We start from the raw sequence: 25,693 nt of genomic DNA on the forward strand, positions 1-25,693 counted from the left end.
GGTTTTGAAAATTCCCTGTAATTTTGCTACTGAAATTATTAATACTAAAATTTTTAAATCATGAAAAAACTTTATTCGTTTTTTGCTACAGTAATGTTAGCAAGTGGGATTTTTGCTCAAACAGTGTTTAGCGCTACATTTGATGATGTAACTGGAACTGGAGGAAATGATGGATCTTGGAGTGGATCTGCTGCAGGTAGTGGATTTTCAGATGGATCAACTTCTTACACAACTGGTGGTAACTGGACTTTTGCGAAAGTTTATAAAGGAAATGGATGTCTTAAGGCAGGTACAAGTAGTTTAAAAGGTTCAATTACAACTCCAACTATAAATTTAGTAGGATCTGCTACTTTAACATTTAGAGCAGGTGCATGGGATGGAAATAGTGAAAAAACTACTTTAAATATATCTGCAAATGGTGCTACCTTAAGCCAGGCGAACGTAACAATTGTAAAAGGAGCGTTTTCTAACTATACAGTAGATATTACAGGAGCTACAGGGGCTGTAACACTTACATTTGAAGGATCTACAGCTGCTAACAGCAGATTCTTCATTGATGATATTGTTGTTGCTAATAGTGGAACTCTGGCTGTTGCTGATACGAAAGCATCTGTGAAGAGCCTTATTAAAAATACTTCAGTAGACCATGAAATTACTTTCGGGGCTAAATCAGAAGTTAAAATTTTTAATGCAAACGGACAATTAGTTAAATCTGCTTCCGTAGCAGAAAACGAAGCATTAAATGTTTCAGAGCTTCAGAAAGGAATGTATTTTGTAACTGGAACTGTAAACGGTAAATTTGTTTCAGAGAAAGTGATTAAAAAATAACACTTTTAATTAACTTATTGTTAAATATATAACGTCATTTGATATAAATGACGTTTTTTTTGTAGTTTTATTCTGTAATGAAAAATCATTTTTATGAAAAAAATATTTACAGTTTTAACAGCGTTGGCTGCATTTACGTTTTCAAATGCTCAGAATTTGATCACTAATGGCGGCCTTGAGACATGGACGGATCCGTCTGTAAAGCCAGATGGATGGTTTAGTATGGCAGGAGGCTCTAAAGAGACTTCAATTGTACATAGTGGAAATAATTCAATTAAACTTTCTCCGGTTTCTGTGAGCACAAATGGGAATTTGGATTATGTTGATGTTGCTGTTTCAGAAAATACTGATTACACAATTTCTTACTGGATCCTTGACAATGATACAAATGCCAGAGGAAGACATTGGATTCAGTTCAGAACTGCAACTGCTAATATTTCCCCGGCTTCCGGAAATCCCTTCCAGCCTGCTGCTTACAGTACAGACAATGCAAACTGGGTGAATGTTACTGCTACTGCTACAACACTTCCCGGTACGACAATCTTAAGAGTAAGTTTAAGAGTATATGCCCAGAATAATGTGACTACAGGTGCTATCTATTTTGATGATATCGTTCTTGCACAAGCTGGTACTTTAGGAACTAAAAACCCTGATATCCTTAAAAACAGTGTTAAACTTTCCAATACACTTGTAAAAAATTCTTTTTATCTTTATTTAACAGGTAATGCTGAAGTAAAGCTTGTTTCTGCTGCAGGTCAGTTATTTGAAACTAAGAAAGTAAGAGATTTTGCTACGTTTGATGCATCAAAACTTCCTGTGGGAGTAAATTTTGTGCAGATTTACCAGAATGGAAATGTTATTGTTAAGAAGATTTTGAAACAATAATTATTATATCAGTAAACAAATCCGCTGTTTTAATAGAATAGCGGATTTTTTTTGTCCTTTATTTCTTAATTTGGTGGTATTATTTTTGATTATTTTTAATTACAAATCCATTTCTAAAACGATTACGATGAAAAAAATATTTACTATTGCCGGTTTGATATTAGTTACCACGTTTTCAAATGCTCAGATCGTTATCAATGAAATTTATGGCGGGAATACCAATTCAGGTGCCGTACTCAAAAACAATTATATTGTCCTTAGAAATATAGGACCTACATTGATTTCTTTAACGGGAGCAAGTATACAATACGCCCCGGCTATAGGTGCTTTTACAGAATATCATACGTTGCCGGATTTTACCCTTGGACCTGAAGAAACATACTTAATTCAGGAATCTGCAATTGAAGGCGGGGTTGAAAATCTGCCGACACCAGACTTTATTGCAACCACTATAATTAATTTTGACGGAACTCCTAATCAATCTTCCGGGTTGAAAATTTCAAGTGTATCCGGAAAAATTGCTTTAGCAGGAAATATAGTGCAGGTAACAGGGCCTTCAGCTTCCAATGTATTGGATTTTGTAGGTTATGGATCCAATGCCGATCAGTTTAAAGGGGATGGGCCGGCTCCTTCACCAACAGGAACAACAGGAATAAAAAGAATTTTATCTGATGGGAGTGATAATATGACTGATTTTTCTCTTGAAGGAAGCGCAAAATCAGGTTTTGTACAAAATCCTTTTATAAAAGACAGCAAGATTGTGTTTGGGACTGAAGTAAAAGATGTGAAAGTATATGACACATTCAGACAGGTCGTGAAAAAATCACCTACAAAGCTGGCATCAAGCCTTGATATTTCAGAACTTCCAAGAGGAACCTACATTGTGACGGGGACCATTAATAATGTTCCTATCTCTCAAAAGATTATAAAAGATTAGTTTTTTTAACAAAGAACAGCCTGGTTGTGTAATCAGGCTGTTCTTTTATTTTATAGAATTATAGGAGTGTATTTCAGCTGAGAATTTATTTTTGCCGGATTCACAATCCAATTTATAATTACCATTAAATTAATACCATCCTCTCCTCGCCGCATTAATAATAGATCCCAGATTAAGAATCAGTGTATATCTAATCCGTTTTCCGTAATCTTTGAATGAGGGTTCAAATCCTAGTGAAGATTGTACCGGGAAGTATACCTCAAGGAAATCAGGAATAATTCTTACTTTAATTCCACTGTCCCAAATGAATTTGGCTGGCTGGTCCTTATTTTTATAAACACCTGCGTCAGCATAAACGTGGAATATTTTCCAGATACTTGAATCTACATTTGCAGAAGTAATCCATTGATTAACGGTTCCCGGCAAAAAAGATTTAAAACCGCCGTCAGCTAAAATAAACTGTTGTGAAAGAAGTCCGCTGCTGGCACTTTCTCCCAATAACGTATAGGAAAATGAGTAGTTGGAAACTCTGGAAATTCCATAGTTGAACAAATCATTCCGGGTATTGTTTCTCAAAAAATATCCTGCGAATAGGCGTAAGCTCAGCTTTTGTTTAGGTGCAAATTCCCATCTGTAGAAACCTTCAGCCGTAATTTTGTTGAAATCTTCCATTCCCTGTGTACTCAGGCTGAAACTTTTCTCATGAATCATCTGGCTGTCGCTATAGCCGTATCCTACACTCCAGAGATTATATTTGCTGTAATCGTTGTCTGCAATCATTGCAGGGCTCAGATCTCTTTCAAAATAATTATAGGATGCTCCTATACTTCTGCTTACTGTGCTTCTCGGATTTTTTCTGAAGCTGAGTGTAGAAGCTATAGAGCCTTTTCTGTAAGCCAATCCGTAATCGTAATGAAAATAGGCTCCGGAAACTCCAAAAGTAAGGCTCCGGATAATACTTTCAGCGGGCATAATAGAGTAGGAGATTGCTCCCGAACCTGTAAGTTTTCCGGTTCCGGTACTGTAGGTAGGAGTTACTGAATATAAAAATTTTTGATCAAAGAAAGATTGATTTTTAAAGTTAGCTCCTAGAAGAAATTTATCATAGGTATTGTTAAAACGAACCCTAGGGCTGATATAAATTTCATTATACTCGGGATTAGGAATATCTTTTATTAATTTAAGCTTAATTTTTTTAGTATTCGAAAATAATCCTTTTGCATACAAAAAGTTATCTCTGTAATTAGATTCAGGGAAGATGTAACCATTATTTAAGGTTACTTTATAAATATGATCAGATGCAGGAAGAGATAAACTCGTGATTCTTTGATTTTCCTCCGTATCTATCCAGTAAGCCTTTTTTTCCCCTTCCTTAGTTTCTGTTTCCAGCTTTACAGGAATGGAAATATCCGTATTTTTGGCGATTCTGATCTGTAAAGAATCGTTTTCTTTTTTGATGTGTTTCAGCTTAAAATCAACCCTGTTTTTGTGTTTAAAAAAATCTGACAGGTAACGGGTAGACTTATTTTTTTCCGAGAGGCTCGTCAGAAACTCTTCGGGCTTGATTTTTTTTCCGGAATTCTGAGAAATATAGTTTTTGACAATGTCATTGAAGGGGTCATATCCCATCTTATCCGCTGAATAACTGAACAGGCTTCCTGTTTCAAAACTACTGATTGCCATATCATTAAAGTTGCTCAGAACAGCGAAATCCTCGTCAATTTTCTGATCCAGGTTTTGCAGCATAATATACTGATAGGCCAAGCCGTAACGATCCAGAAGTTTTACTTTGGAAGCATGAAATATTTTTAAAGGCTTTATCCCAAATAGTTTCAATTCAGGCAAGGTCCCTAAAAGTTGGGCCTCGGAATAGAATTTTTTCAGATATTGGATTTCAAGATATGATTTTAAACCATTTTTAAACCAATGATCCTTTTGTTTATCGGCTATAACGCTTTCGTCAAGAATTTTTTTAGCAATAATTCCAAAATAATCAAGATCTGTTTTTTCAGCATCGTTAAATAATTGGAATCTGAATTTCCAGAAAATAATATCATTATTTCCGAAAAAATCTTCCTTAGCCCTGAATTTATCAGAAATAAAAAGACTTTTTGGAAGAATCCCGGTTTTATCTTTCAGGAATTTTAATTGTAAAGGAAGATAAAATTCAAGGTTTTGTCGTTCTTCAGGTTTAAGATTGTAGCCAAATTTAATTTCCGTATCTGCTCCATCAATATTGACCTTTATGGAAGGATGTTCGCTTTGGGAAATCAAAAATTCAGGATCTGAATCCAGATAGCCTTTAAAGGAATTCATCTGTACCTGAGGAAGGTTGCTTTCAACAAAGCTGTTAACAGGAATGTCGAAATTGACAGTCCAGAAAGTATTGAAACTTACTGACTCTTCAATATCGTGATAGTTTCTTTTGGAAATATTGTCCGGATCAAAATGATCCGGAACAATAAAGAAATATTTTAAGGCAGTATTTTGAGCAGAGGTTCCGTATCCCGTAAATCTGGAATCAGGAAGCTGCATTTTGTACTGTAACTGTAACGTAATATTTTCACCCGGTTTTAATACTTCTTTAAGAGGAACAAAAAGGTTCTCGTCTGAAAGTGTATGTACTTGGATGGTTTCGTTATCGGAATTTTTAATGTTCAGCTCAAGAAGTTTTCCTAACTGATTGTTTTTTGCAAAATGCAAATCATTATTCCGGTCTTCCAGTTTTCTGTAGACTAATGAGGTTCCACGTTTATTATAGGCAGAAACCCAATTAAGAAGTTTTACAGTTTGAAGGTCTTTTTCAGAATTATTGTAATAAATAATTTCCTGATTAACCTCCAAGTTCTTTTTGTCAGGAGACAGTTTAGCTTCAATATAAATACTGTCTGTCTGTGCGGAGACCTGTATAACTCCCCAAAACAAAATAAGGCAAATGCTGATCTTTTTCAAATATCCGTGATAAAGCCCAAATATAAACTTATTTTGTATATAGTCTATAGGTTTTTATCCTTGAATTGCGTTTTTTTCCAAAGAATTAACATATGCATTCCAGCCTTCTGTTTTGTATATGATTGCAGCGGCTTCAGGATTGTCAGACTTATAAATTCCTCTTCCTACAATAATGAAATCAGTGTGCAATGTTTTGAACACATGTTCCGGGGTATTATACTGCTGTCCTTTACCATCTCCAGAATCCGCAAGATTGACTCCCGGGGTGAAAAGTAAAAGTTCTTCAGGAATCTTATTCTGAGAAACCCCGCCAATAACATTAGGATGTGAAGATGCAATTTTTAATGCTTCTTCACGATAGCTGGCAGTAGTTAAAGCTCCTTTGGAAGACATTCCAACAATGGCCACTACTCCTACATTTTGGAAGCAGTCCAGAGATTCAAAACCTCCGATAACCTGAGATGTTACGAAATCTGCCCAATCCGTAATTTTGAAAACCCCGCTTGTAAACTGAAGTTCCTGTGTATTTCCGATATCTGCAAATTTTCTGTCTTCCATCAATAAGAACTGGTGCTTTGCTGCAATCTGTTTTAAAGGAATAATTGTTTTTTCGTAATCAAAATCCGAAATAATATCGATATGTGTTTTTAAAGCAATCACATGTGGGCCTACTTTTTCAGCAAGATCCAATAACTCCTGAGTTGTGGTTACATCTGCCGATGCAATCAGATTTGATTTCTTTGCTAAAGCTTTTTCCAGCAATTTTTTTGAAACCGAGTGCTGTGCATTCTTAAGTTTTTGTTCATAAGAAGGTCTGATCTCTTCTTCAAATTGAATGTGATTCCCCTGAAGGAAATCCTGGATTCTTTTTACCTCTTCATCAGATAATTCTCCGTTTTCCTGAAGAATTCCGCATACTTCAGAAATATTGAAAAGGGTGTGTACTCTGTATCCTTTACTTTCCAGTAGCTGTTTCCCTCCTTGCTCTCTATCCAGTACCACAACAATATCCGAAACTTTAAGATCTTCCTGCTCTACTTCAGCAATGGTTTCTACCAAAGATTTCCCGGAAGTGATTACATCTTCTACTAAAAGACAGTTCTGCCCCTTCTGGTAAATTCCTTCAATCAGTTTTTTCGTACCGTAGCTTTTGGCTTCTTTTCTTTTAATAATTAATGGAATGTAGCTTTCCAGAGACATTGCAGTAGCCATAGGAAGTGCAGCATAAGGAACTCCACAGATTAAATCGAAATTATCCAACGGAAGCATTTCCAATAAATAATTAGCAAGATTTTTTAAAATTTTAGGATCCGAAGCCAAAGGTCTCAGGTCTACATAAAAAGGGCTTTCAATCCCACTTTTAAGAGTAAACCTTCCGAATTTGATGATTCCTAGCTTATAGCATTCTAAGAAGAATTCTTTTTTACTTTCCATTATTTTTTATTAGATATTGCAAATTTAAGGATTTGAAATAAGGCTTAAAAATTTATCGTTCATTTGATCAATAAAAAACCACTCCGGAAGCTTCCGGAGTGGCTTGAAAAATATAATAAACTATTATTTTAAGATTTCGGCATCAATAACCTGGGCACCTTTATATTTTTGTTCGGCTTCCCAAAGTAAGAATTTGTCTACTTCTTTAATGAGCTTAGGAATCGTTAATGACAATACAGCCAGATCATCCATCACTCCCAGTACAGGTATGGCAAATTCGGGAAGCAGGTCAATAGGAGAGATGACATACAGAATTCCTAGCAGAGGAAGAATAATGTCTATGGATTTCATAGGATAGACTCCTTTTCTCCACATTTTGACCATTCTAAAAATATCAGGGATCTTTTTTACAAAGCCCTTGTGACTGATAGCTTCTTTTGCAAGATTTAATTTTGAATATTTCATTTTGTGTTTGGTTTAAATAAATTTTTCAACGCAGTAAATTTCACAAATCTTGTACCAATAAATTATAAAATTTAGTTAAAAAATTATTTGATAATATTGTCAATGAACTGATGCACAGTTTCTGTGTCCCAGTCTTTTGTAGCATCTTCTTTAATAAGGATTCTGCCGTGTTTATCCAGAAGAAAAGTTGTGGGAAATACCTTGGGAAGAATTTTTTCAGAAATAGGACTTTGAGCTATATAAACAGGAACAGTATAATTATTTTCTTTCAAAAATTTTCTCACGTCTTCTTCCTTATCATTCATCGCAATCAGAACGAAATCTACGTGATCTTTTCTTGAATCATACAATTTCTGAATAGAAGGCCATTCTTTTCTGCATGGCGGGCACCAGGTTCCCCAGAAATTCAGAAAAACACCTTTGTCTTTGAAGTTTTTAAGATTGGTACTGGGCGCGTTGATTCCTTTAAGCTCTATATCGTAATCTTCTTCACTGATATGAACTGCATTTTCAATTGTTGCAACAGGGAAAAATGTATCCTTCAGAAAATTTCTTATTCCCGGAATAAAAGCAATGGCGCCAATAATGACAATCAGTAGTAGATAAATGACATTCTTTTTCATATCTTTTTTATAGCAGATCTAAAATTTCCTGAACAGCATCTTTACCTCTGTTTTTGGCATAATATATCTGCAGATCATTATAGAAGGTATCTTTTGGATATGCTTCAGGATCTGCTTTGTATTTCATCAATAGCTCATATCCGTATTTTGGACGTGGCCCCCAAGAATTTTTTACATTCAGGTCTTTATCGAGAATAAGTACTTTAGGAATAGATTCTGTACCATTGGTAAGAAACTGGTTGATCAGGCTTTTATCGCTGTCTCTCAGGAAAACCTTTACTTCATTATGCCCTTCAAAAAATCTGAATACTGCAGGCACTGTTGCACTGGCATCACCGCACCAGGCTTCAGAAATAATAAGGATCTTGCCGTCAAAATTTTTTGAAGCCAGTTCTTTAAGCTGATCTTCGTCCGGAACATATTTTTTTACTGTTCTGTCCATTCTCTGAAGACCAAGTTCGTAATATTGTTTGTAATCTGCTTCCTGTTCGTTGGCAGGATTCTCTAATCTTTGTTTTGCTATCTGAAGATATTCTTCAAATGAAATTCCTTTATCCCAGTAATTTTTCATTACTAAAAATATTTATGTTAAAAATTATTGATATTTCTTGTTTTATTTATTAAAAACAGGTCAGCAAGTACAAATGCAGCAAGGCTTTCCACTACAGGAACAGCTCTTGGAACCACACATGGGTCATGCCTTCCTTTTCCTTCTACTATAACAGGATTTCCATCTTTGTCAATACTGTCCTGAGGTCTCAGAATAGTGGCTACAGGTTTGAATGCTACGCGGAAATAAATATCCATTCCGTTGGAAATTCCTCCCTGGATTCCTCCTGAAAGATTGGACTTTGTGGTGAAATCTGTATTGAAAGCATCATTATGCTCTTTTCCGGTCATTTTAGCACCGCAGAAACCGCTTCCATATTCAAACCCTTTACATGCATTGATATTAAGCATTGCTTTAGCCAATTCAGCCTGGAGTTTTGAAAATATAGGTTCACCAATTCCCACGGGAACATTTTTGATCACGCAGGTAATAGTTCCTCCGATGGTATTGCCTTCTTTTTTGATCTCCTTAATTCTTGCGATCATTTTTTCAGCGGTCTCGGCATCAGGACAACGTACATCATTCGATTCGGTTTGAGAAAAATCCAAAGCCTGATAAGGTTTTTCACAGAAAATATCACCTACGGAAGATACGTAAGCATTGATCTCAATCTCCGGTAAAAGCTGCTTGGCCAAAGCTCCGGCAACCACCCAGTTCATAGTTTCTCTCGCGGAAGATTTTCCACCACCACGATGATCCCTGAAACCAAACTTTTGATCATATGTAAAATCAGCATGGCTAGGACGATAGGCCCCCGCAATGTGGTCATAATCCTTTGATTTCTGATTTTCGTTTTCTATTATAAAACCAATTGGCGTACCTGTTGTTTTTCCATCAAAGATTCCTGAAAGAAACTTTACCGTGTCACTTTCCTTTCTTTGAGTTACAATTGCTGACTGGCCGGGTTTTCTTCGGTTCAGTTCATATTGAACCTTATCGAGATCTACCGTTAAACCTGCCGGAAAATTATTGATGATACCGCCGTAAGCCACTCCGTGACTTTCTCCAAATGTTGTAAGACTAAGAAGATTACCTAATGTGTTGAACATGATACAAAATTACCTTTTTTTCTTCAGATAATAAAGTTTCTGGATTTGTTCTATTTATCAGTGTTTTTGATATTATTGATAATTTTCTCTGCTTCCGTTGCTTCTTCAGCATTCATTTTTTTCCAGATAAATCCTTTTTTAAGATCTTTTTTATCAATCGGCTGCGGAAAAATGCCGGCTTTTACATCGTCTAAAACGTAACCGGAACTCATGGCAGGAAGCGGGGTGTCAAAATTATAAGGGTAATTTTTAGAAACATTAAATTTTAAATTCCCAATGTTAAAAGTATTAAACTGATGATACTCGTAGACAGAAGGTTTGGATAGCTGTTCTTTTTCAAACCCGGCCATAAAGTTTCCCAGCCTGAAACTCGGGACTAATTTTTGAATAAGCCCGGGAAAAGATAATACAGAGAGAAAAATTAAGCTGAGCACCGAAAAGATCATAATCGATTTTTTCTTATTTAAATACTCGGAGAAAAATACAAAGAAGATAACAAAGAATATATCAATGAAAAATCTGTATTGAGCAGAAAAAGCCAGTACGAGGATACTTTTTATCAGTAGTGAAATGCATATCAAAGAAATAAGCCTTCTTTTTTTGAACCAGGTAAATACAGAAAAAATAATAAGACTTATGATGAACAGAATATTGATTTTGGATTTTATTCCTTTAAGTAAAAACCAGTTTTTAATGTGGTCTGCCATTGAAAACTTCTGAATTTCTTCATAAGAATACTGCATGTCATAGGTTTTTTGGATAGCGTATTGTGAGGAAGTTTCCAACACCTCGGGATTGGGTTTCCATGATATTCCCAGGTCTCCGATAGCCACAGGGAAAACAGGGTATCCAAATGTCCATATATTTTTAAAGAAAAACAGTAAAAGAATAAAGATCCCAAACAGGAGCTGTTTGAAACTGAATTTAAAAACGAATACAGAGCTGAGAAACATCATAATCGGAAGCCAGATCATAGTAGGTTTTATTGTAAATACAAAAATTGAAAAGGCAAAAAGAAGAGATATATTTTTATTTTCTGTTAAAATTTCGTTCAAAATAATCAGTGAAAAAATAATAACTGGAAGATCAGGGCTTGGGGATTGGGAAAACAAAAGGAGAACGGGGAGAAAGCAAAGCTGTATCCATGTTTTTTTCTCAATAATATAAATGCTGTAGATAACCAGTAATAGAGTATTGATTCTTAAGAAAGGATCTGAGAAATTTGAAAATCCGGCTTGAAAGATATGCCAAGCAGACATCTGTCCTAAAGTAAGATCTAAATTTGAAATTCCTTTTACCAATCCGTATTCTGTAAGCCATTTTAAAGTTGGAATATAATATCCGAAATGATCCAGTATAAAAGGGTAAAACGAACCTGCCAATACAATAATAAAGGTAATAATGATAATTAAACCGATATCTTTCTTTGTAAAGTAACAGAATTCCTGATATATTTTGTTTTTAAAAAAATACAAAAGCCCTAATATGATGGATGGGATTTCTATATAGAGATTTAACGGGACAAAGAAAGAGATTAAAGTCCATACAATAGTGATGCCCAAGATTCCGGAAAGAATTTTTCCTGAGAGTCCGTTGCATAATTTTCCGAATAAATTTTCCATTACTTTTCCCAAACCTGCGAGTACAGGAATGATGAAAATGGATGAAAACAGAATTGCCAGCATAAAAAAAGATTGCTTAAAAATAAGCAATCTTTAGATGTTATGTTGAAAAATATTATCTACGGGGTTGTACTCTTCCGTCTTTTCTATCCTGTGATCTTCCGATGGTATATCCTGTTGCACCACCTACAACACCACCAATTACGGCTCCCAGACCTCTGTTTTTCTTAGCGATAATAGCTCCGGCGGCAGCACCCCCTACAGCACCAATGATTGTTCCTTTCGCGGCTTTACTCATCCCTTTTTTCTGGGTAGTTCCCTGAGATGCACTGCTTCCGTTATTCGCGTAGCTTCCGTTGCTGCCTCCTGAATTTCGGTCTCTGTATATGGTTCTGGTTTCTCTGATAACCTGTGGTTTTGAATTATTTTCAGCAGTAGCTTTAGCTTTTTTGCTTTCAGAAATACTATCTGCTTTTTTCTGGGCTTCGTATACTATTTTTTCTTTTTCAATAGCCAGCTTTTGTTTTTCTATTTCAAGCTGTCTGGCCTGAAATTCAAGTTTTTGCTCTTCTAGTGACTTTTCAGCAGTTCTGTCATCCTTCTTGCAGGCCGTCATTAAAAAGACGGATAAAAAACCTGCTAATACTATCTTTTTCATAATTCAAATTTTAATAAGCTTAAGCCAAAACGGCTTTAGTTTTAGTTTTATTTTCAATTATGAAGCCAAATTTCAGTTAATGAATGTTAAAATTGGTAGAATGAAAAAGAATTGATTTTAAATTCTTATAAAATTTGTTGTATTGATGGGTGTTCTAAAAGAGTGGGTTTAGAGTTTGTTTCTCTATATTATAAGTAGTTTTTGGATGTAAAAAAAGAGCTTCTAAACAAGATTCATCATATTTCTCGTACATGTTCGGAGTAATTTTTTATTTATAAGTTTTAGTTCATGAATAGTTTTTATTGAATTCATATAAGTTGACTACTTTTGAAATACTAAATTACTTTTAATATGAAAAAATCAATTTTTACAGTGTCAGCATGCCTTGGTCTGCTGGCTGTTACTACTTCATTTTCTTCTGTAAGTGTACATGAAATCAACAAAAACACTTCAGGTATTTCTGATCAAACACCTAAAGCTCAGACTTATAAAATCCGTTATGGGCTTCTTTCAAAAAGTGGTACTAAAATTCTTTCAGGAAACTATGATGTTGGGAGTTTTCTTGCTGAAAATATGTCTACCGGAGAAGTGTATGATACTTATTATAGTGGAGGTTTTCAAACTGTTCCGCAATATTATGACGGGCTTCCGGCCGGCACTTATACCTTTTCTGCAATGCAGGGGCAGGGAGGCTGGGTTGGTTATGGAACAGTAGTTGCTACAGTTTCTGACGCACACGTGGATTCTGATGGGTATATCACAATATATATACCAATAATCTGGGAAGAATAAACCTTGTGAACTATAAAATATTTAGCTAAATTTACCGGCTCCGGAAATAAAAAGTTTTTGAATTACTTAGATTTTACGGATGTTCATTATTGAAAAAAGTTATTCTGTTTCATAATAACAGTGAATAATATTAAGATATTCTGTTTGGATTTTTCTAAATAGATTTTTTTCATCATTTGTGTTTTTTAGGCCTCCGTTTGGAGGCCGTTTCTATTTCTCTAAATTATGGTATCGCGGTATTTAAAAGAAAAAACTCCTCAACAAAATGAGAAGTTCTTATTTATATGCTATTGTTCAAAGTAACTTTTATTTTACTGATCAGCCGGTGCATTTTGTTAGTTTGATAATTGAGAAGCTCATAAATCTCCTGGGCATTGGTGAAGGTTTCCGGAACGGGTTGATTATTGATCTTTCTGATTCCTCTTCTCTTCATAGTTTCATGAATTACTTTGGCAAATGATTCTTTAGCGCTTTGTTTAGCACTTTGTTGAGAAATTCCATTGGAATGAAGCCTATAGAAATATAGAGGTTCTTTGATGTACTTTATTTCTCCCTGCTCCAGTATTTTTAAATAAAGATCCTGATCCACTGCACTTTTTAAGCTGGGATTAATTCCAGAAGTTCTTAAATAAATTTCTTTTTTAAAAACGAAAAAGTGAGCAAACTGTGTAGGACAGTTAAAGAAATATCGGTTATTATAAATAGGCTTGGTGCTGGCGTACACTTTTTCAGGAATAAGGTTTTCATTGCAAAGCATCATTTGAGAGTAAATGGCTACAAGGCTATCCTGTTCAACAAATTCATTGAATGTCTTTTCCAATGCTTCAGGATAAAGTGCATCATCCGGATCAAGATAGGCACATAGATTTCCTTCTGCATATTTCATACATTCTCTTTTGGTGAAACCACAGCCTTTATTAACTGGATTCTTATAAAGTTTAAAACGAGGATCATTTCCGATCAATGATTGTATTACTTCTACCGAATTATCTGTAGAGGCATCGTCAACAATAATGACCTGCCAATCTTCATAGGTTTGGTTAATTAATGAGTGGTAGCACTCTTTAAAATACTTTCCATTATTATAGTTGGCTATAAGTATAGAAAAATTTATCACGACTTTTTGAATTAAATTTCGGGTAAAATTATAAAATAATGCACATGAAAAATATAACCTCGATCATCGTGTGTGAAATATTTTTTTTGTATATTTTAGAGATTATGAGTATATATTAAACCTTAAATACTGTTTATCAATAATAAAGCTGTAAAATTAGTATGAGAATTTGCGTTTTTTTTAAAAAAAATATGAAACTATAAAAATATGATTATACTCATAAGATGAGAGCGGAGAGTGGTATATCTTTGGTAATAAATTAGGAGATAAAATAATTTTTATTTCTGATATAAAATTTTTTTTTCATCATTTGTGTTTTTTGAGGCCTCCAATATTGGAGGCTTTTTATGTAATTATCCCCAATAAGATTGGATCATCAGCTTATTTTGCAGCTGAATTCTGCTAAGAACAAATTATGCCAATTAGACTCAATATATTTTTATTTATATCGTTTAATAAGTATATAAATTTTTTTATTTTCAAATATTAATTTAATTTTACAGAATTATAAATTATTTTGTTCTTAATAATATGATTTTGACTTTGAATTTATTTTAAATTATTATAAATAATTATGATTCAAATTCTAAAGTTATAATAATTTTGAATTAAAATACTGAAATGATAAAATTGTGCCTTAAATGATTATTTAAATTTTTTTTTTCAAAATTGTAATACTTGGCACGATTTTTCAATATAGAAATGTAACTCATGTTTAATTTGAGTTTTCATGGTTATTAGTTTTTATCCTCGGAATTTCCGAGGATTTTTTTTTGCACTATATGATAGAACTTATGCCCCTGCTGATAAACCATTTTTTTTGATGTTTTATTCTAATTAAAATAGGTTGGGATGATATTATTGAAAATTGGGGAGAGAGTGGAGATTAAAGAAACCATTAAGAAAATATCGCTTATTTATAAATATTAATGATCTGGAATAATAGAATAAATAAAACAAAAAAACCTCTAAATTATTTAGAGGTTTTTTTTGAGGTACCTAGCGGATTCGAACCGCTGTAGATGGTGTTGCAGACCACTGCCTAGCCGCTCGGCCAAAGTACCATTTACCATTTTTGAGGTGTGCAAATATAGCCAAAATTCTTTATGAACAAAAGTTTTTAAGCAATTTCTTTATTTCCAAAGGCCTCTATTTCGCTTTTGGCCTGTATTTCAATGATATAATTTTTAGCATTTATAACCCTTGTTTTGCTCCGGCTGTCATGAATACCAACTATTACTGAATATTTTCTAATGGCTGGGCTGGGTATTAGTTTTTTGATTGAGGTTTTAAAATCCGTTAACCAGTAATTTTAATGAGGCGTTGGTATCAATAACAGCCGTAATTCCTGTATTACTAAGTAAAATCTTACTGGGTTTAAGATTAAAAACCCTTCCGTTCATCTTTAATCCTTTGTAATATTCTTTATTAAAGGCTTCCTCAATACTTTTTCTGGAGTTTTCTTCCAATTCCTGGGTTGGAATTCCATATTCTTCCTCTATCATTTTTACGATTTTTCCCTGAAACAAAAGAGATGCGGTTTTCTGAAGGATATTAGTCGTTTTTAGCTTAAACTTAGTTTCGGACAGAACAATTTTTCTTTTGTTCTCATCATACACCGGAATTCCGGAAATAATGGAAGTACCTTTTATATAGCCATCGGTTTGAGCTTCAATAACAACTCTGTTATCCACACCATACACCCTGATATCAGTTACTTTCACTTTAGAATCACGAATATCAAACTCTTTGTTGAGGAATGTTTTTCTGGCCATATTGCTGGCTTCTGTAAAAGGAATATTAGCTGTCGTCTGCAAAAGAAATTGATCCGCAACAGTAGGGGTGAAGTTAAAATTAGCAACAGAAGTGACAGGTGAAGATGCTGCTGGCTTGTTTCCTGTAAAAGTTTCAGAGTAAATATCAACACCAAGAGTAGCATTGATCTGGTTTCCGTAGAATTTTAATGGAGTAATGTTGACACCCACCGGGCTAACCTTTAGCCAGGTATTGTATTCTTCCGAAATATTAAAAGGCTGCAGAAAAGTATTCCATGCCATTAACGCATATTGCTGAAAATTCAGCTGTGTAGCCATTTGCTGGTCTATGGTTTTACAAAACTTTTCCTGCTGCTCTTTCAGGCTCTTTTCAACAATAGAAGTGATGGGAATCTGTATTTTTCCATAATCGAGTACAGGTTTGGTTACCCATCTGAAACCGTTAGGCTGTGTGTTGGTGGTAATTGTCCAGTTATTTTTAAAATTAACTGTTGCATTAAAAGACATTACTGTTTCAAAAGTTGTATTCTGATAAGTATACAGTCCCAATGTACCGATACCTTTTTCTGCCCAGATTTTCAGGGGAACCTCAATCAGGATATTCTGACTGGTTCCTCCCACCAGCCGGATAGGTCTTGTTTTCCAGACTTTTACTTTAAACTGGTCATTATTATTATCGGTGTAGGAATCATCCTGGTAAATCAGATCTTTTACAGAAGCATTGATCATATTGCTTAGCTCCGAAAGTGGAATAGTCACAGGCATGGTAATGCTTGATCTGATCTTTGGAAAGTTGTAAGCCGCCAATTGATTATCAACAGTGTTCTGACCAAAAGCATTAGCGCATACTACTAAAAATAATATTTTAACGAATTTCAATTTGTATGTTTTTTTGATGAACGAAAAATAGGAAATTTAATTTTCAGGTTTGAAACTTTTTTCAAGCTCAATGCTGGCACCTTTCATTTCTCCCTGCATGGGGGGAGCGGTTTTGGTGATTTTTAATTTAATATAATCGATCTGTGGAAAAGTGTTATGAATTTTTGTGATCATTCTTCCGGCTACATGCTCCAGAAGTTGAGATTTTATTTTCATTTCATGATGAAGAATATCGTTGATGTCTGCATAGCTGATGGTATCATGCAGGTCGTCAGATTCTGCAGCTTTCCACAGATCGGTATGAAGTTCTATGTTAATAATATAATAGGTTCCAATAATGTTTTCTTCAGGAAGAACACCATGATAGGCATATATTCTAACATCTTCAAGATATATTTTGCTCATTGTCTCATATTTTATGAAGCAAAAATCGTCTTAATTCTTCGAAATCTGAATTTATTTCTATAGTTTTTTTCTCCTTTTTCATTAAATCACTTAAGGCTTCCGGGATTTCAATTTTTTCCGGGATTGCTTTTTTCACAGCATCAGGAAATTTTACCGGATGCGCAGTGCCCAGGATAAATCCTTTTTTCTCCGGATTTTCGTGAAGATATTGTTCCATAGCAGCAAAAGCAACAGCACTGTGAGGTTCAAGAATATACCCATATTTTTTGTATACTTCTGTTATTGTATTTATAGTTGCTTCATCATCAATAGAATAAGCGGATATTTTATTTTTTAATGAATCAAACTGATGTCCGAAAAGTTCTAAAATCCGTACAAAATTACTTGGGTTACCTACGTCCATTGCATTAGATAGAGTAGATACAGATTTTTGCGGATTGAAATTTTGGGTTTTAAAATATTCCGGAACCACCTGATTTTTATTACATGCGGCAATAAAATGATCCGCAGGAAGCCCTCTGAAATAAGCAAGAAGTCCTGCGCAGATATTCCCGAAATTTCCACTCGGAACACAAATTACAGGTTGTTCTTTCTGGTTTTGTATCCACTGCTTCAACGCAATTAAATAATAGATCTGTTGTGGAAGCCATCGTGCTACATTGATAGAATTGGCTGACGTAAGGAATATTTTTTCATTGATTTCTTCATCTGAAAAAGCCTGTTTTACAAGGCTCTGACAGTCATCAAAACTGCCGCTTACCTCAAGGGCGAAAATATTTTCACCCAAAGCTGTCAATTGTTTTTCCTGAACCGGGCTTACTTTGTTTTTAGGATACAGGATGACCACATTGATTTCCGGGATTTTATAGAAGCCATGGGCAACAGCACCTCCCGTATCACCCGAAGTGGCTACAAGAACGGTTACTTTTTTCTGCTGATCTTTCAGAAAATAGGAAAGACATCGGCTCATAAATCTGGCTCCGATATCTTTAAAAGCAAGGGTAGGGCCATGGAAAAGTTCAAGGATAGATATCCGGTCATTAATTTTGATTAAAGGAATCTCAAAACTGACCGTTTCGGAGACGATCTGTTGTAATATTTCTGAAGGAATTTCGTCTCCCACAAAATCCGCCATGCATCTAAATGCAATTTCTTCGTTTGAGTACTGATCAAGATTCTGGATAAAATCCTGATCAAACTGAGGAATGTTTTCCGGAAAGAATAATCCTTTTTCTTTCCCCTGTCCTTTGATAGCCGCTTCTCTGAAATTAATTTTTTCCCGATGATCTTTTAAATTATAATATATCATTTCTGTAGTTTTGGTAATGTGAATAATTAAGCTTTTTCAACGATTTCGATTCCGGCTGGATTTATTTTAGAGACGTAAATGAAGTTTTCAATGCCGATTTCATCATAGGCCGATTTCATTAACCGGGCGATTTTTTCTGCTGTTTCTCTTTTCTCTGCCAGCATGAAAATGGAGGGCCCTGATCCGGAAATTCCACCTCCCAAAGCTCCAGCTTCCAAACTCTTTGTTTTGATTTCGTCAAACTTTGGAATCAGAATACTGCGGACAGGCTCAATAATAACGTCGTTAAGGCTTCTTCCAATCAAAGAGAAGTCATTTTGCTGAATACCTGTAACAAGTCCGGCAATATTTCCCCATTGCTCAACAGCGTTTTTCAGGGTAATATTTTTCTTTAGAATCTGTCTTGCATCCGAAGTTTTCACTTCAACCTGCGGGTGAACTGCTGCCACGAATAAATCAGGACTATTTAATGGAATGATATCAATCGGATTTGTTGATTTTACTAATGTGATCCCTCCATAAATACAAGGAGCTATATTATCTGCATGTCTTACTCCGGAGGCCAATTCTTCACCGAACATAGCAAAATGCACCATTTCTTCTCTTGAAAATATGTTTCCTAATAATGCATTGGCTCCAAAGGCGGCTCCGGCGGCACTTGCCGCGCTGGAGCCGAGCCCGCTGCCCGGTTTTATATGCTTATGGATAATCACTTCAAATCCTTTATTTGAGCCTAAATATTCCTGGATTTTTAGCAGTACGATGCCTGCAACATTCTTAGAAGGCTCTTCGGGAAGACCGAACGAATCTTTATGTTTTATAATAATTTCCGGAGTATCCAGCAGTTTAAACTCCATCTCATCATAGGGTTTGTGTACTGCCATTCCCAGAATGTCAAATCCACAGACCAGGTTGGCTACAGTAGCCGGTACTCTTAATCGTATTCTTTTCATATTTTTATGTTTTAAATGGAACGGATAATATCTGCAAAAACACCACTTGCCGTTACTTCCGCACCGGCACCTGCTCCTTTTACAACCAACGGCTGCTCTGAATATCTCAGGGTTTTAAAAATGACAATATTATCTTTACCATAAAGATGGAACAGATCGCTTTCCGGAGCAATGTGCTGTAAACCTACTTTTGCTTTTCCGTCTTTGAATTCTGCTGTGTATTTTAATATTTTGCCTTCATTTTTAGCTATTTTCAATAAATTTTTAAAATGATCTTCATATTCTGTAAGCTTTTCATAGAAGTCATTTACGCTTCCTTTCATACATTCTTCAGGAAGAAAGCCCAGGTTTTCAATTTCGTCAAACTGTAATGAATATCCCGATTCTCTGGCAAGGATTAAAATTTTTCTTGCCACATCAGTTCCTGATAAATCAAGTCTGGGATCAGGTTCAGTATAACCTTCCTGCTGAGCTTGAGCTACAACTTCAGAAAAAGTTCGGCTGCCGTCATAGTGATTAAAAACAAAGTTTAATGTTCCACTCAATACCGCCTGGATTGAAACAATTTTATCACCGCTTTTAATCAGATCATTAATTGTTCCTATTACCGGAAGCCCTGCACCTACATTGGTTTCAAAATAAAAACTGCAGTTGTGGTTTCTTGCCGTATTTTTCAGAAGTTTATAGGTTTCAAAATCTGAGGATGCTGCAATTTTATTACAAGCAACAATATCAATGCTTCTTTTTAATAAGCTTTCATAAACTACTGGTACTTCGGGGCTTGCTGTTACGTCAACGAAAATAGAGTTTCTGAGGTTCTGGCGGATAATCTCTTCTGCAAATTCTTTCACAGATGCTTTTTCTCCTTGTCTTTCCCAGGATAAATAATCCTCATATGGAATTCCTTTATCAGAAAACATCATATGGCGGCTGTTAGAAATTCCTGCAATTCTCAGATTGATTAGAAAATTTTCTCTTAAATAAGCATTCTGATCATAAATTTGCTGAATTAGCTTAGAACCTACATTTCCCGTTCCACAAATATAGAGATGGATTTGTTTGATCTCAGATTCAAAAAACTCCTCATGAAGTATATTCACTGCTTTTTTACTATCCTTTTCAGAGATCACAATACTGATATTTCTTTCTGACGAGCCTTGTGCAATAGCTCTGATATTGATTCCGTTATTTCCCAGACATCCGAACATTTTCGCGCTCACTCCACTTCTGCTTTTCATACTTTCACCAACCAAAGCGATAATGGAAAGTCCGGTCTCTATTTTTACGGCAAATACTCTTTTTAAATCAATATCATCTGCAAAAGAAGAATTGATCGCCTTTTCAGCAGATGAGGCATCTTTTTCATTAATAGCTACAGTAATAGAATGCTCTGATGAACCTTGGGTGATGAGAATTATATTTATTTTTTCATGACTTAAACATTGAAATAATTTTGCTGAAATACCGGGGATTCCAATCATTCCGCTGCCTTCCAGAGTAAGCAGAGCAATATTGTTCATATTTGAAATTCCTACAACAATCTGTTTTTCCTCTAAAGGTTTAATATTATGAGAGACCAAAGTTCCAGGTGCATCTGGGGCAAACGTATTTTTAATAATAAGATCAATATTTTTTATCATAACCGGCTGAATGGAAGGTGGGTAAAGCACTTTTGCTCCAAAATGAGAGAGTTCCATTGCTTCGTGATAGGATATTTCCGGAATCGGCTTGGCATTGGAAGCCAGGCGTGGGTCTGCAGTCATCATCCCGCTTACATCTGTCCAGATTTGAAGTTCTTCAGCCTGGATAGCTGCAGCAATAATGGAAGCTGTATAATCCGAACCGCCTCTTCCTAATGTTGTGGCATTGTTCTTTTCATCACTGGCAATAAATCCTGGGGCGATGACGATCTGGTTCTGATGCTCACTAATGAATTTTTTTATATTATTTTCAGTGCTGTTAAAGTCTACTTTTGCCTGGGTAAAATTGCTGTCAGTTTTGATCAGATTGGTAGAATCCATCCAAAGACAATCCAATCCCTGATGCTGAAGCCTGGCTGATATTATTTTTGAGGACAAAAATTCTCCATAGGAAGCAATTTTATCTTTGGTTTTGTCAGTAAGTTCACCAAGAGCGGAAATTCCATTATAAATGTCTTCCAGGTCATTGCAGTGTTTTTTTACAAAGCTTAGCCATGCGCTTTGATCCAGGATCGGGATGAGTTCTTTTACGAGACTGATATGTTTCTCTTCAAGGTTCTGAAGAATCTGAATATAATTATCATTTTTTACAGAAGCATGTTCGGCTCCTTTGATCAGTTGATCTGTAACACCATGAAGAGCTGATACAACGACAACCACTTTATTTTTTAAAGATTCTTTTTTTATAATATTTTCTACCAGCAGTATATTTTTGGAATGGGCGACTGATGTTCCGCCGAATTTTAAAATTTTCATCAATTATTTTTTTGAATTGGAATAAAACGAAATGTGTGACTCTTTGGAAAAAGAGTACAGGGTACCGAAAATAATATGTGAAAATTTACCCCGTTATGGGGTAATTGTTGTAGTTGTAATTGTAGAAACAGAAGATAGCCCTGAAATAGGCGATTTCAGGTCAGAAATATCTGATATGTTTCTTAATAAATTCATTATTACATGACAAATGTACAAATTATTTTGAAAGAGCCAAATGTTGATATTATAAATTTTATTTCCTTTTTTGGAGAAATAATTGCTCAAATTCTTGGTGTAACTAATTTAAAATGCTACATTTATGAACTTAACCATAATGAAATACAACATGAGAAATTTAAAAAGAGTAAAAAGACATCATCTAAAGTTAACCCATGGAGGCAGGGATATCAGTGATTGCTTTGAGTATTGCCCTGCCGGCCCTTATGGCCCTGACCAGCCAAAATCTTGTGCAGATTTTCATGCTTTACCGGAATGCTGTAAAGGCAGAGTTTTGGTGAGCTATGAGTGTTTTGATCCGCATCTGTAAATAAAAAAGATGTTATATCAAGTATTTTTTATATCTAATCTATAAAAATTAAAATAGTTATGAAAACAATTAAAAAATTATCAAGAGAAGAAAAGAAAAGTATCAATGGAGGATTCACAGATATTCAGATTGAGGCCTGTGGAGGTGGACAGTTTGTATGCTTCCTTGGAGGTGGAAGATGGGGCTGCTGGAGGAAACCTGGAGGAACCGGAACTTGTTATGCGCCAATGCTATAAATAAGACATATTTAAAAATCTTAACGAAGATTAAAATAACTATGAAAAATTTAAAGAAACTAAACCGAAAAGAACTTCAAACATTACAGGGAGCCGGCCCATCAAACTGTGCAGGGTGTCCTCAGCATACTACCTATGGAAACGGACCTGGTGATGCCCCTTGTGAGGCATATCAAATGCTTCCTATGCGTTGTAAAATGTGTGTTATTGTTGACATGTCGTGCATGGATGGAGGAGTATCCTAAAAATAAAATAAGTACCCAAGTATTAAAAGTAACATGAAAAATATAAAAAAACTGAACCGAAGAGATTTAGAAAAAGTGAAAGGGGCAGCTACTTACAATTGCGATGGTTGTCCTACTCATCTCGCTTTTGGGCCAGGTTCACCTAGTGACCCTTCGTGTGAGGCATATTGGAGGTTATCAGAAAATTGCAGAATGTGCGTTATGGTAAGCGTAGATTGTTTTGTTGCGATCACTCCAGACTGACCATAGAATAAAAAAGCACTGTGAAAACAGTGCTTTTTTATTATTTTATACTTTTTGAAAGATCAAGCATAGCTTCAATAGGCTTTAATGCTTTTAATCTTAATTCTTCGTCAATAAGAATTTCCGGAAGCTCATATTTCATACATAAATAGAGCTTTTCCATAGTATTTCGCTTCATATAAAAACATTCTGAGCAATTGCAGCTTTCGTCAAAAACCAATGCCGGAATTAATTCTTTATGAGGAGCGCGTTTTTTCATTTCGTGAAGAATTCCTTCTTCTGTTGCAATGATAAATTTCTGACAGTCGTCCTGTTCCACAAAATTCAACAGCGCTGAAGTAGAACCAATGAAGTGTGCCAGCTTCAGAACTGCTTCTTCACTTTCAGGGTGTGCAATGAGTTTGGCATCCGGATTGTCTGCCAGCTGTTGTGCGATTCTTTCCATTGAAAAGGCCTCGTGTACCACACAGCTTCCATCCCAAAGGATCATATCACGACCGGTTTTCTTAGATAAATATCTTCCTAAGTTTTTATCCGGAGCGAAGATGATAGGTCTGTCTTTTGGAAGGGCTTCAATTACTGTTTCAGCATTTGAGCTTGTTACAATGATATCACTTTCTGCTTTGGTTTCAGCATTACAGTTGATATAAGTTGCAATTAAAGCGTTCGGGTGCTGTTCACGCATTTTTCTCAATCCTTCTCCTGAACATCCGTCTGCAAGAGAGCATCCGGCCATGGTATCAGGAAGAACTACTTTTTTAGTTGGGTTCAGGATCTTGGCGGCTTCCGCCATAAAGTGTACTCCGCAGAATACAATCATGTCAGCATTTGTTTCTTTAGCCTGTCTTGCCAGCTGTAGAGAATCTCCAAGGAAGTCTGCGATATCCTGGATTTCTCCCGGTTGGTAATAATGGGCAAGAATTACGGCATTCTTTTCCTCTTTAAGTTTGAGGATGGCTTTCACCAATTCTTCTCCCTGAGGAATAGCTATATCTTTTATATCTAAAAATCCTCTTACGGGAATTGCAGATTTAGCTTTTTCTAATGTTTCGGTACTCATATCAACCTCAATTTTTTATTATCAGAAGGTAGAGGTTAGAAATTAGAAGTTAGATTTTGAGAGTATTTGATTACTTTCATCTTCTGGCTTCCGTCTTCCAGCCATTAATTACTGATAAAACTTTTTATTAAACTTTCTATTTCTTTTTTAGCAGCATCAAGATCGGAATTGATCACGATCCTGTCAAACTCGTCAGCATAGGACATTTCCTCTTCAGCCTTTGCCACACGGGTTTTTATGGTTTCTGCATCATCTGTGTTTCTGGAAATCAATCTTCGTTCCAATTCTTCAATGGAAGGCGGTTCTATAAAAATAGACAATGCTTTTTCTCCAAAATATTTTTTTAAAGAAATACCTCCTTTTACATCCACATCAAAAATAACAACTTTTCCCTGATTCCAGATCTTTTCTACTTCAGATTTTAAAGTACCGTAATATTTGTCAGTATAAACTTCTTCATATTCTACGAAAGCATTTTCAGAAATTTTCTGTCTGAATTCATCCGGAGTTAAGAAATGATAATCCACTGCATGAACTTCAGTTCCTCTCGGCTGTCTTGTTGTGCATGAAATTGAAAATTCAAGCTCCGGGAATGTTTCCAGCGAATGCCTTACCAATGTAGTTTTTCCGCTCCCTGATGGTGCTGAAAATATAATTACTTTATCCATGTTTTTGGGTTTCGAGTTTTGGGTTCCGGTGTTCACTTTTCATCAGAAATGAAAACCTGGCATCTTGTAACCCTTAACTACAATACGTTTAACGTTTGTTCTTTAATTTTCTCCAGATCATCCTTCATCATTACTACCAGTTTCTGGATTTCTGCATGATTGGCTTTAGAACCTAATGTATTGATCTCCCTCCCGATTTCCTGAGAAATGAATCCCAGTTTTTTTCCATTGAAAGATTCATTATCCATAACCTCTTTATAATATTTAAGGTGCTGGGTAAGTCTTACTTTTTCTTCAGAGATATCAAGCTTTTCCGTAAAGTAAGCCATCTCCTGATAGAATCGGGTTTCGTCTACATTTTCAAATTCTTTCAGGGACTTTTGATAACGTTCTTTAACGCTGACAATTCTTTCCTCTTCGAAAGGAATAACCTCAGCAAGATATTTATCAATATTCTGAATATTTCTGTTCAGTTCTTCATGCAAAATACTGCCTTCAGTTTTTCTGAACTCCTCGAATCTATCCACTGCTGCATTAACGATTTTCGCCAATGCCTCCCATTCACCTTCTGTAAGTTCATCAGGTCTTGAAGTGATTGCATCGGGAAGTCTTACTGCCATCTTTAGATATTCAAAATCGGGACCGTCCGCAGCTATATTCTTAAGCTCCTTGATATAAGAATCAATTAAATTTTTATTGATTTTCACATCATTAGATTCTTCAAGATTCTCTAAATTGACGTAGCAGTCTACTTTTCCACGGATAATTCTATCATTGAGAATTTTTCTGATTTCAAATTCTTTTTCTTTATAACGCAAAGGAATTTTGATATTTAAATCAAAGCTCTTGCTGTTCAATGATTTAATATCTATTGTTATTTTTTTTCCTTCAAAAACATCTTCGGCTCTACCGAAGCCAGTCATTGATAAAATCATAGTTTTTTAT

Annotated in this window: 25 protein-coding genes and 1 tRNA gene; 8 read left to right on the top strand and 18 right to left on the bottom strand. The window is 35.3% G+C overall.

All coding sequences use genetic code 11. The features are described 5' to 3' along the window. Positions 1-60 precede the first annotated feature (60 nt). From F3J23_RS01350 to F3J23_RS01360, 3 genes are all read left to right on the top strand, one after another. Positions 61-828, top strand: coding sequence for a T9SS type A sorting domain-containing protein (locus F3J23_RS01350; RefSeq protein WP_167022928.1), 768 nt, complete (start codon positions 61-63; stop codon positions 826-828). Positions 829-921: 93 nt separating this feature from the next. After that, entirely contained in the window at positions 922-1,713 is a 792-nt protein-coding gene (locus tag F3J23_RS01355) for a T9SS type A sorting domain-containing protein (protein WP_167022935.1), read from the top strand. Positions 1,714-1,840: 127 nt separating this feature from the next. Further along, complete coding sequence (locus tag F3J23_RS01360; RefSeq protein WP_167022939.1) at positions 1,841-2,650, top strand: T9SS type A sorting domain-containing protein; 810 nt, start codon at positions 1,841-1,843, stop codon at positions 2,648-2,650. A 129-nt stretch (positions 2,651-2,779) separates the two neighbouring features. Here F3J23_RS01360 and F3J23_RS01365 read toward each other — a convergent pair whose 3' ends face one another. From F3J23_RS01365 to F3J23_RS01400, 8 genes are all read right to left on the bottom strand, one after another. Next, complete coding sequence (locus F3J23_RS01365; protein ID WP_228455245.1) at positions 2,780-5,602, bottom strand: aminopeptidase; 2,823 nt, start codon at positions 5,600-5,602, stop codon at positions 2,780-2,782. Positions 5,603-5,656: 54 nt separating this feature from the next. Further along, on the bottom strand, positions 5,657-7,036 hold the full coding sequence (gene pyrF, locus F3J23_RS01370; RefSeq protein ID WP_167022942.1) for an orotidine-5'-phosphate decarboxylase: 1,380 nt from the start codon (positions 7,034-7,036) through the stop codon (positions 5,657-5,659). A 123-nt stretch (positions 7,037-7,159) separates the two neighbouring features. After that, entirely contained in the window at positions 7,160-7,501 is a 342-nt protein-coding gene (locus F3J23_RS01375) for a YkvA family protein (RefSeq protein ID WP_167022945.1), read from the bottom strand. Positions 7,502-7,584: 83 nt separating this feature from the next. Further along, complete coding sequence (locus F3J23_RS01380) at positions 7,585-8,124, bottom strand: TlpA family protein disulfide reductase (RefSeq protein ID WP_167022948.1); 540 nt, start codon at positions 8,122-8,124, stop codon at positions 7,585-7,587. Positions 8,125-8,131: 7 nt separating this feature from the next. Continuing rightward, on the bottom strand, positions 8,132-8,695 hold the full coding sequence (locus tag F3J23_RS01385; protein ID WP_167022951.1) for a thioredoxin family protein: 564 nt from the start codon (positions 8,693-8,695) through the stop codon (positions 8,132-8,134). Positions 8,696-8,712: 17 nt separating this feature from the next. Next, positions 8,713-9,783 (bottom strand): chorismate synthase, encoded by a 1,071-nt coding sequence (gene aroC, locus F3J23_RS01390; RefSeq protein WP_167022954.1) that lies wholly within the window; start codon positions 9,781-9,783, stop codon positions 8,713-8,715. 50 nt (positions 9,784-9,833) lie between these two features. Further along, the gene (locus F3J23_RS01395) at positions 9,834-11,468 is read right to left on the bottom strand and encodes an LIC_10190 family membrane protein (RefSeq protein WP_167022957.1); all 1,635 of its coding nucleotides are present in this window, start codon (positions 11,466-11,468) and stop codon (positions 9,834-9,836) included. Positions 11,469-11,520: 52 nt separating this feature from the next. Next, the gene (locus F3J23_RS01400) at positions 11,521-12,063 is read right to left on the bottom strand and encodes a YMGG-like glycine zipper-containing protein (RefSeq protein WP_167022960.1); all 543 of its coding nucleotides are present in this window, start codon (positions 12,061-12,063) and stop codon (positions 11,521-11,523) included. Between the two features lie 351 nt (positions 12,064-12,414). Between F3J23_RS01400 and F3J23_RS01405 the strand changes: the two genes are divergently transcribed. Beyond that, entirely contained in the window at positions 12,415-12,855 is a 441-nt protein-coding gene (locus F3J23_RS01405) for a hypothetical protein (protein WP_167022963.1), read from the top strand. A 280-nt stretch (positions 12,856-13,135) separates the two neighbouring features. Here F3J23_RS01405 and F3J23_RS01410 read toward each other — a convergent pair whose 3' ends face one another. From F3J23_RS01410 to thrA, 7 genes are all read right to left on the bottom strand, one after another. Then, positions 13,136-13,972, bottom strand: coding sequence for a glycosyltransferase family 2 protein (locus F3J23_RS01410; protein WP_317167679.1), 837 nt, complete (start codon positions 13,970-13,972; stop codon positions 13,136-13,138). Between the two features lie 993 nt (positions 13,973-14,965). Beyond that, positions 14,966-15,036 (bottom strand) — tRNA-Cys (locus F3J23_RS01415). 225 nt (positions 15,037-15,261) lie between these two features. Next, a complete protein-coding gene (locus tag F3J23_RS01420; RefSeq protein WP_167022966.1) occupies positions 15,262-16,626 on the bottom strand; it encodes a DUF4403 family protein in 1,365 nt (454 codons plus the stop codon). A gap of 36 nt (positions 16,627-16,662) precedes the next feature. Continuing rightward, positions 16,663-17,031 carry a dihydroneopterin aldolase gene (folB, locus tag F3J23_RS01425; RefSeq protein ID WP_167022969.1) on the bottom strand — a complete coding sequence of 123 codons (369 nt, stop codon included), beginning with the start codon at positions 17,029-17,031 and terminating at the stop codon, positions 16,663-16,665. Positions 17,032-17,035: 4 nt separating this feature from the next. Continuing rightward, on the bottom strand, positions 17,036-18,340 hold the full coding sequence (gene thrC, locus F3J23_RS01430) for a threonine synthase (RefSeq protein WP_167022972.1): 1,305 nt from the start codon (positions 18,338-18,340) through the stop codon (positions 17,036-17,038). 26 nt (positions 18,341-18,366) lie between these two features. Continuing rightward, the gene (locus F3J23_RS01435) at positions 18,367-19,293 is read right to left on the bottom strand and encodes a homoserine kinase (RefSeq protein WP_167022975.1); all 927 of its coding nucleotides are present in this window, start codon (positions 19,291-19,293) and stop codon (positions 18,367-18,369) included. 11 nt (positions 19,294-19,304) lie between these two features. Then, positions 19,305-21,749 (bottom strand): bifunctional aspartate kinase/homoserine dehydrogenase I, encoded by a 2,445-nt coding sequence (gene thrA / locus F3J23_RS01440; protein WP_167022978.1) that lies wholly within the window; start codon positions 21,747-21,749, stop codon positions 19,305-19,307. A gap of 319 nt (positions 21,750-22,068) precedes the next feature. Here thrA and F3J23_RS01445 point away from each other — a divergent pair, with 319 nt between their 5' ends. From F3J23_RS01445 to F3J23_RS21785, 4 genes are read left to right on the top strand one after another with little or no spacing between them, the layout of a single operon-like run. After that, entirely contained in the window at positions 22,069-22,296 is a 228-nt protein-coding gene (locus F3J23_RS01445; protein ID WP_167022981.1) for a hypothetical protein, read from the top strand. A gap of 59 nt (positions 22,297-22,355) precedes the next feature. Beyond that, entirely contained in the window at positions 22,356-22,532 is a 177-nt protein-coding gene (locus F3J23_RS01450; RefSeq protein WP_167022984.1) for a bacteriocin-like protein, read from the top strand. Between the two features lie 41 nt (positions 22,533-22,573). Beyond that, positions 22,574-22,777 carry a bacteriocin-like protein gene (locus F3J23_RS01455; protein ID WP_167022987.1) on the top strand — a complete coding sequence of 68 codons (204 nt, stop codon included), beginning with the start codon at positions 22,574-22,576 and terminating at the stop codon, positions 22,775-22,777. Positions 22,778-22,810: 33 nt separating this feature from the next. Then, positions 22,811-23,020, top strand: coding sequence for a bacteriocin-like protein (locus F3J23_RS21785; protein ID WP_410497397.1), 210 nt, complete (start codon positions 22,811-22,813; stop codon positions 23,018-23,020). A 40-nt stretch (positions 23,021-23,060) separates the two neighbouring features. On the opposite strand, the gene nadA is transcribed toward F3J23_RS21785, so the two are convergent. The 3 genes from nadA to F3J23_RS01470 all read right to left on the bottom strand — a co-directional run bounded on the left by nadA (position 23,061) and on the right by F3J23_RS01470 (position 25,683). Further along, on the bottom strand, positions 23,061-24,080 hold the full coding sequence (gene nadA / locus F3J23_RS01460) for a quinolinate synthase NadA (protein WP_167022991.1): 1,020 nt from the start codon (positions 24,078-24,080) through the stop codon (positions 23,061-23,063). Positions 24,081-24,184: 104 nt separating this feature from the next. Continuing rightward, positions 24,185-24,748 carry a guanylate kinase gene (gmk, locus tag F3J23_RS01465; RefSeq protein WP_167022994.1) on the bottom strand — a complete coding sequence of 188 codons (564 nt, stop codon included), beginning with the start codon at positions 24,746-24,748 and terminating at the stop codon, positions 24,185-24,187. A 77-nt stretch (positions 24,749-24,825) separates the two neighbouring features. Further along, entirely contained in the window at positions 24,826-25,683 is an 858-nt protein-coding gene (locus F3J23_RS01470; protein ID WP_167022997.1) for a YicC family protein, read from the bottom strand. Between the last annotated feature and the right edge of the window lie 10 nt (positions 25,684-25,693).

It is taken from the genome of Chryseobacterium sp. Tr-659 (assembly GCF_011752975.1).
GTDB lineage: Bacteria > Bacteroidota > Bacteroidia > Flavobacteriales > Weeksellaceae > Chryseobacterium.

What these genes read in the sequence shown, in the direction of transcription:
- F3J23_RS01350 (WP_167022928.1), top strand. Translation starts at nt 61, where the DNA reads ATGAAAAAACTTTATTCGTTTTTTGCTACAGTAATGTTAGCAAGTGGG.
- F3J23_RS01355 (WP_167022935.1), top strand. Translation starts at nt 922, where the DNA reads ATGAAAAAAATATTTACAGTTTTAACAGCGTTGGCTGCATTTACGTTT.
- F3J23_RS01360 (WP_167022939.1), top strand. Translation starts at nt 1,841, where the DNA reads ATGAAAAAAATATTTACTATTGCCGGTTTGATATTAGTTACCACGTTT.
- pyrF (WP_167022942.1), bottom strand. Translation starts at nt 7,036, where the DNA reads ATGGAAAGTAAAAAAGAATTCTTCTTAGAATGCTATAAGCTAGGAATC.
- F3J23_RS01375 (WP_167022945.1), bottom strand. Translation starts at nt 7,501, where the DNA reads ATGAAATATTCAAAATTAAATCTTGCAAAAGAAGCTATCAGTCACAAG.
- F3J23_RS01380 (WP_167022948.1), bottom strand. Translation starts at nt 8,124, where the DNA reads ATGAAAAAGAATGTCATTTATCTACTACTGATTGTCATTATTGGCGCC.
- F3J23_RS01385 (WP_167022951.1), bottom strand. Translation starts at nt 8,695, where the DNA reads ATGAAAAATTACTGGGATAAAGGAATTTCATTTGAAGAATATCTTCAG.
- aroC (WP_167022954.1), bottom strand. Translation starts at nt 9,783, where the DNA reads ATGTTCAACACATTAGGTAATCTTCTTAGTCTTACAACATTTGGAGAA.
- F3J23_RS01395 (WP_167022957.1), bottom strand. Translation starts at nt 11,468, where the DNA reads ATGCTGGCAATTCTGTTTTCATCCATTTTCATCATTCCTGTACTCGCA.
- F3J23_RS01400 (WP_167022960.1), bottom strand. Translation starts at nt 12,063, where the DNA reads ATGAAAAAGATAGTATTAGCAGGTTTTTTATCCGTCTTTTTAATGACG.
- F3J23_RS01405 (WP_167022963.1), top strand. Translation starts at nt 12,415, where the DNA reads ATGAAAAAATCAATTTTTACAGTGTCAGCATGCCTTGGTCTGCTGGCT.
- folB (WP_167022969.1), bottom strand. Translation starts at nt 17,031, where the DNA reads ATGAGCAAAATATATCTTGAAGATGTTAGAATATATGCCTATCATGGT.
- thrC (WP_167022972.1), bottom strand. Translation starts at nt 18,340, where the DNA reads ATGATATATTATAATTTAAAAGATCATCGGGAAAAAATTAATTTCAGA.
- F3J23_RS01435 (WP_167022975.1), bottom strand. Translation starts at nt 19,293, where the DNA reads ATGAAAAGAATACGATTAAGAGTACCGGCTACTGTAGCCAACCTGGTC.
- thrA (WP_167022978.1), bottom strand. Translation starts at nt 21,749, where the DNA reads ATGAAAATTTTAAAATTCGGCGGAACATCAGTCGCCCATTCCAAAAAT.
- F3J23_RS01445 (WP_167022981.1), top strand. Translation starts at nt 22,069, where the DNA reads ATGAACTTAACCATAATGAAATACAACATGAGAAATTTAAAAAGAGTA.
- F3J23_RS01450 (WP_167022984.1), top strand. Translation starts at nt 22,356, where the DNA reads ATGAAAACAATTAAAAAATTATCAAGAGAAGAAAAGAAAAGTATCAAT.
- F3J23_RS01455 (WP_167022987.1), top strand. Translation starts at nt 22,574, where the DNA reads ATGAAAAATTTAAAGAAACTAAACCGAAAAGAACTTCAAACATTACAG.
- F3J23_RS21785 (WP_410497397.1), top strand. Translation starts at nt 22,811, where the DNA reads ATGAAAAATATAAAAAAACTGAACCGAAGAGATTTAGAAAAAGTGAAA.
- nadA (WP_167022991.1), bottom strand. Translation starts at nt 24,080, where the DNA reads ATGAGTACCGAAACATTAGAAAAAGCTAAATCTGCAATTCCCGTAAGA.
- gmk (WP_167022994.1), bottom strand. Translation starts at nt 24,748, where the DNA reads ATGGATAAAGTAATTATATTTTCAGCACCATCAGGGAGCGGAAAAACT.
- F3J23_RS01470 (WP_167022997.1), bottom strand. Translation starts at nt 25,683, where the DNA reads ATGATTTTATCAATGACTGGCTTCGGTAGAGCCGAAGATGTTTTTGAA.